Origin of the sequence: Pantoea sp. EKM103V (assembly GCF_011800365.1) — a bacterium.
Taxonomy (GTDB): domain Bacteria; phylum Pseudomonadota; class Gammaproteobacteria; order Enterobacterales; family Enterobacteriaceae; genus Pantoea; species Pantoea anthophila.
Genome location: NZ_JAALFQ010000009.1, coordinates 192,954 through 199,022, shown reverse-complemented (window position 1 = coordinate 199,022; position 6,069 = coordinate 192,954). Strand labels below are relative to the sequence as shown.

Annotated in this window: 6 protein-coding genes; 2 read left to right on the top strand and 4 right to left on the bottom strand. The window is 57.0% G+C overall.

Features of this window, described 5'->3' with window-relative positions; translation table 11 throughout:
- Positions 1-308: 308 nt before the first annotated feature.
- On the top strand, positions 309-662 hold the full coding sequence (locus tag HFD97_RS17425) for a FlxA-like family protein (protein WP_150028985.1): 354 nt from the start codon (positions 309-311) through the stop codon (positions 660-662).
- Here HFD97_RS17425 and HFD97_RS17420 read toward each other — a convergent pair.
- On the bottom strand, positions 659-1,579 hold the full coding sequence (locus HFD97_RS17420) for a LysR family transcriptional regulator (RefSeq protein WP_058957427.1): 921 nt from the start codon (positions 1,577-1,579) through the stop codon (positions 659-661). The genes HFD97_RS17425 and HFD97_RS17420 overlap by 4 nt on opposite strands.
- A gap of 95 nt (positions 1,580-1,674) precedes the next feature.
- On the opposite strand from HFD97_RS17420, the gene HFD97_RS17415 reads away from it, so the two are divergent.
- Positions 1,675-2,685 (top strand): bile acid:sodium symporter family protein, encoded by a 1,011-nt coding sequence (locus HFD97_RS17415; protein WP_111208557.1) that lies wholly within the window; start codon positions 1,675-1,677, stop codon positions 2,683-2,685.
- Positions 2,686-2,713: 28 nt separating this feature from the next.
- On the opposite strand, the gene HFD97_RS17410 is transcribed toward HFD97_RS17415, so the two are convergent.
- The 3 genes from HFD97_RS17410 to zipA all read right to left on the bottom strand — a co-directional run bounded on the left by HFD97_RS17410 (position 2,714) and on the right by zipA (position 6,047).
- On the bottom strand, positions 2,714-2,932 hold the full coding sequence (locus HFD97_RS17410) for a DUF3820 family protein (protein WP_009088854.1): 219 nt from the start codon (positions 2,930-2,932) through the stop codon (positions 2,714-2,716).
- A 1-nt stretch (position 2,933) separates the two neighbouring features.
- Entirely contained in the window at positions 2,934-4,952 is a 2,019-nt protein-coding gene (gene ligA, locus HFD97_RS17405; protein ID WP_167431301.1) for an NAD-dependent DNA ligase LigA, read from the bottom strand.
- 75 nt (positions 4,953-5,027) lie between these two features.
- Positions 5,028-6,047, bottom strand: a complete 1,020-nt coding sequence (zipA, locus tag HFD97_RS17400) for a cell division protein ZipA (RefSeq protein WP_167431300.1) — start codon at positions 6,045-6,047, stop codon at positions 5,028-5,030.
- Positions 6,048-6,069: the final 22 nt, after the last annotated feature.

Below are 6,069 nucleotides of genomic sequence, written 5' to 3'. Positions count from 1 at the left end.
GTCGTTAGCTCAGTTGGTAGAGCAGTTGACTTTTAATCAATTGGTCGCAGGTTCGAATCCTGCACGACCCACCAATTCAGAGAAAAGCGCCTTTCAGGCGCTTTTTTCGTTTCAGCCCCCCTTCACTTATTCTGGCTGCCTGAGTACCACGTTTATTTTACTGCGCCAGGCTAAGCCTGAATGACGACTCCCCTCAGAAAGGGGCTTTCAGAAGAAGAATCTGCTTTTTTACTCCCCTGCTCTTTTTGACACTTCAGTTATTCCTGCCTGCGCCGATAACCTTATAGACGAACTACAGGGAGAAAATGATGTCCTCGATAGCCGGAGTTTTAAAAGTTATGCCAGGTGGAGGTGACAGCGGCGGCGGCAGTATCGCCTCGCAGATCGCCGCACTGAATAAACAGATTCAGAGCGTGATGAAAAAAATCAAAGAGCTGGCCGACAACCACGATCTTGACGAAGACCAGAAATCTAAAATAGCGCAGATGTACCAGTCGCAGATCACCATGCTGGAAGCGCAGATTGCTCAGCTGCAAAAGAAGCAGGCTGAGCAGGCCGAAAAGGCGCAGCAGAAAAGCGACAGTGTTAACCCGGTCAGTGAAAGCAAGGCGAACGGGATTAACCGCCCGACTGACAAAAATAATGTCGATGTCTATATCTAAAACGCGGGCGTAATGGCACGCTGTTGCGCCAGCAGCGCCGCCTGCTGGCGCACCTCCTGCCAGATGGCTTCGGCGGCGGGCGTCAGTGAGCGGTTTTTGCGTTTAATGAGGGTCAGACTTCGATTGATCTCGGGATAAAGCCGCCGCACGGTGAGCGCGCGATCCGCCGGCAGGGGTAATGCCAGCGCGGGCAGAATACTGATACCAATCCCTACCTGCACCATCGGAAACAGCGTGGCAGGATGACCAATCTCCTGCACCACCTCTGCCTGAATATTCTGCTGCTGCATGGCTGCATCAATCAGTACCCGGCTGCCGGATGCATAATCCTGCAACACCAGCGTGCGCCCATCCAGCATCGACCATTCCGCCCTGTCCACCCGCGCCAGCGGATCATCATCCCGGCACAACAGTAAGAAAGGCTCATCCAGAATGGCAATCGTGTCAAAATCGCTGTCGCGCAGCGGCCCGATCACGATGCCAAAATCGACTTCGGCGTTTCGCACACTTTGCAGCACCCACTGCTGCGCGCGGTCGTGCAGTATCACTTTAATGTCGGGGAAGTGCTGCTGGCTGGCCGCCAGACACTGAGGCATCAGATGCGCGGAAATCGTCTGGCTGGCTGCCACCCGCACGGTGCCGCTGCGCTGTTCGCCAAAACTGCGGATATCCAGCAGCGTGGTATTAATCTCCTCCAGCAGACGTTCCATGCGGGATGCCAGCTGTTTTCCTGCCTCGGTCAGCATCACCTCGCGCGTGGTGCGATCCAGCAGCCGCACGCCGGTTTCCGCCTCCAGCTCTTTGATGCTGTGACTCACCGCCGACTGGCTCAGGCCTATCGCCTGCCCCGCCTGACTGAATCCACCATAATGTGCCACCGCAATGAAAGTCCGCAATTGCCGCAGGGTATAATTCATCGATTACGCTCATAGATTAATGCAATAAATCAATTTTATTTCTAAAAATGATTCCCGCACAATCGGCCTATTGAAAAATTTACCGGATTTTAACAATGGGATTTTTAAAACTTGATCCGATGATGGTTAAGCTCATCATCACCGTGCTGCTGGCCACCTTCCTGCCTGCCAGAGGAATCTACGTCGATATCTTCAGCTACCTCGCCACCGCGGCTATCGCACTGCTGTTCTTTATGCACGGTGCCAAGCTGTCGCGGGAGAAGATCATTGCGGGAAGCAGTCACTGGCAGCTGCATCTCTGGATCATGTTCAGCACCTTTGTGCTCTTTCCGGCGCTGGGCATGCTGCTGGTCTGGTGGCATCCGGTTGATGTCGGTCCGGAAATTTATACCGGCTTTATCTATCTCTGTATCCTGCCTGCCACCGTGCAGTCCGCCATCGCATTTACCTCGATGGCTGGCGGTAACGTCGCGGCCGCCGTGTGCAGCGCCTCGGCATCCAGCCTGCTGGGAGTCTTCATCTCCCCGTTGCTGGTAAATGTGGTGATGGATATCCACAGCAGCGCGCCGACTGACGGTCTGGAGCAGATCGGTAAGATTATGCTGCAACTGATGGTGCCGTTCATACTGGGCCATCTTTCACGCCGCTGGATCGGCGGCTGGGTTGAAAAGCACCGCAGCCTGATTGGCAAAACTGACCAGACCTCGATTCTGCTGGTGGTCTACAGTGCCTTCAGTGAGGCGGTGGTGAACGGCATCTGGCATCGCGTGGGCGTGATTACCCTGCTCTGGATTGTGGCAGGCTCCATTCTGCTGCTGGCCACCGTGCTGATTATCAACCTGCTGGCTTCGCGCCTGTTCCGCTTCAAACGCGCCGATGAGATTGTGGTGCTGTTTTGTGGATCGAAGAAGAGTCTGGCAAATGGGGTACCGATGGCAAATATCCTGTTCCCGGCCAGTACCGTGGGGATTATCGTGCTGCCGCTGATGATCTTCCATCAGGTTCAGCTGATGGTCTGTTCGTTCATCGCCGGACGCTACAAGAAGAGCGGTGAGAAAAAGCAGGCTTTAGAGGTGAAAACCTCCGTGATGGAGTCGCAGAAATAGTCTGCATGGCCCGCCTGTGCGGGCCACGTTATTTCCGGGTCTGAAGCGGCTTCACCAGCCCCTCCAGACCTTCGATTTTTATTGTCAGCGTGAGCTGCATCAGGTCACCCAGTTGGCCGGAAGGGAAGTCGCCACTGCGGGCAAACCACAGCAGGTAGGGTTCAGGCAGATCGATCAGCATCCGCCCTTTATATTTCCCAAACGGCATCGCCGTGTTCGCTATCGCCACCAGCTGATGCTTATCCATCTCAGGCACCCAGCAGACGGATCATTTCAGCTTCATCGATCACCTCGATGCCCAGCTCCTGCGCTTTCGCCAGCTTGGAACCCGCCGCTTCACCGGCAATCAGCAGATCCGTTTTCTTCGACACGCTGCCGCTGACTTTAGCTCCCAGCGCGATCAGCTGCGCTTTAGCATCGTCGCGGTTCATCTGCGACAGCGAACCGGTCAGCACCACGGTTTTCCCGGCAAACGGACTGTCAATCTCTTCGGCTTTCACCACCACAACAGCTGGCCAGTGAACACCAATATCGTCCGTCAGCTGGCGGATGACCTCGCGGTTGCTCTCCTCTTCCATAAAGTTGCGAACGTGCGCGGCGACGACCTTACCCACATCCGGCACGGCAATCAGCGCCTCCAGATCGGCATCCATCACCTTCTGCAGCTCACCAAAGTGGTTTGCCAGATTGGCGGCGGTGGCTTCGCCCACTTCACGGATCCCCAGCGCATAGAGGAAACGCGCCAGCGTCGTCGACTTCGCTTTTTCCAGCGCATCCACCACGTTCTGCGCCGATTTTGGCCCCATGCGATCCAGCCCGGTCAGCTTACCCGCCGTGAGACGGAAGAGATCGGCGGGGGTCGAGACATACTCTTTCTCCACCAGCTGGTCGATAATCTTATCGCCCATGCCGTCAACATCGAGCGCACGGCGCGAGACAAAATGCTTCAGCGCCTCTTTTCGCTGCGCGCCGCAAATCAGACCGCCGGTGCAGCGCGTGACCGATTCACCTTCGACCCGTTCCACCTCAGAACCACAGACCGGGCAGTGAGCGGGAAACACCACTTCACGCGTCTCTTCAGGACGTTCAGCGGTGACCACATTCACGACCTGCGGGATCACATCGCCTGCACGGCGAATCACGACCCGGTCCCCGATGCGCAGTCCCAGCCGCGCGATTTCATCGGCGTTGTGCAGCGTGGCGTTGCTGACAATCACACCCGCTACCTGCACCGGCTCCAGGCGGGCGACAGGAGTGATTGCCCCGGTCCGGCCAACCTGGAACTCGACATCCCGCACCCAGGTCAGCTGCTCCTGCGCCGGGAATTTAAAGGCTATCGCCCAGCGCGGCGCACGCGCCACAAAGCCCAGCTGTTCCTGCTGCGCCTGTGAATCGACTTTGATGACCACGCCATCGATATCAAATCCGAGATTGGGGCGCTGTTGCTCAACGTCGTGATAAAAAGCCAGTGCCTCTTCCGCATTATGCACCAGCTTAATGCGGTCGCTGACCGGCAGCCCCCAGGCTTTGAACTGCTGCAGGCGTGCCATGTGACTGTGCGGCATCTCGCCGCCTTCCAGCAGGCCGAAACCGTAGCAGAAGAAGGTCAGCGGACGTTTTGCGGTGATGCGCGGATCAAGCTGACGCAGCGAACCTGCCGCTGCGTTGCGCGGGTTAGCAAAGACTTTGCCGTCCGTGCGGCGCGCTTCCTCATTCAGCTTTTCGAAGCCGCGCTGCGTCATAAAGACTTCGCCACGCACTTCCAGCCGCGCCGGAATGTTGTCACCTTTAAGACGCAGCGGAATAGCGCGAATGGTGCGCACGTTGGCGGTAATATTCTCGCCGGTGGTGCCGTCTCCCCGCGTTGCGGCCTGAACCAGCAGCCCGTTTTCATACATCAGGCTGACCGCTAAGCCATCGAGTTTAAGTTCACAGCAGTAGGTAATCTCTTCACTGCTTTTCAGCCGATCGCGCACCCGCTTGTTGAAGGCCATAAAGGTCGCTTCATCGAAGGCGTTATCCAGCGACAGCATCGGGACTTCATGGCGAACCTGTTCAAACACCGTTAGCGGCGCAGCGCCGACGCGCTGGGTTGGTGAGTCCGGCGTAATCAGATCGGGATGATCAGCTTCCAGCTGGCGCAGCTCACGCATCAGGCGATCATATTCGGCATCCGGCACTTCCGGTGCATCCATGACGTGATAGAGGTATTCGTGATGACGCAACGTAGTGCGCAGTTCGGTGATGTGATCCTGGACGGATTTCATAAAGCCCCATCAGATAAAAAACCCCCGACATGCGGGGGTTTGTTTTAACAGTTCAGATAGCGGTTTGCGCCGTGGTCAGACACCGACCACATCGCGAATACGCGCCTTGTAAGTTTCCAGCTTCTGCGGCGTCATCATGCGACGTTCATCATCCAGCACTACGCCGCCAACATCATCAGCGATGCGCTGTGCCGACTGCAGCATCAGCTTGAAGTTCTGATTCGCATCGCCATAGGAAGGCACCATCATAAAGATAGAGATACCCGGCGTGCTGAAATCTGTCATCAGGTCAGGGTTAAACGAGCCAGGCTTGACCATATTGGCCAGACTGAACAGGACCGGACCACTGCCTGCCGGACTGAGATGGCGATGAAAGATGTTCATCTCACCAAACTGGAAGCCCGCCTGCAGAATCCCCTGGAGGAGAGCCTCACCATTGAGTTCGCCACCCGAGTGTGCGGCAACATGCAGAACCAACACGGCTTCTTTCGGCTTCTCTGCCGGTGCGGCAGGTGCAGACGGCGGAACGGGAGTCGGTTCCGGCGCCTGAGTGACTTCAGGCTGCCGCTCGGGTTCAGCCTGGTACTGCGGTGCGGGCTGCACCGATTCCAGCGGATCCAGGTCCAGCAGCGGATCGGCCTGCACAGGCGGCGCGACAAAGGCAGGCGCAGGCTGTTGCTGCTGACGAGCCGGTTCCGGACGCGGCTGAGGAGCAGGCTGCGGTGCGGGGCTGAAAAGCGGATCGCTTTCCGCTTCGGCTTGCGGAGCAGGTCGTGGCGCAGGCTGACGTACAGGCTCAGCTGGCGCGGGCTTACGCGGCGCAACCGGCTGGGATTCGCGAATATCATCGAAACGCGGTTCCTGATGGTTACTGCTGCTGCGCTCAGCGCGAACACGAACCTCGCCGACGCCATCATCTTCGTCGTCGATCAGGTCCGGCTCATCATGTTCATCACGTTGTTTCAGACGTTTGTGCGGGCGATCGCGGAACACTGACGAACGCTCTTTACGGCTGGTCCACAGTCCGTGAAGAAGGAGCGCTATTATGGCGATCGCGCCAACAACGATTAATATCAGACGCAAATCCTGCATCATTGTATTCTCTGTTGTTCCAATA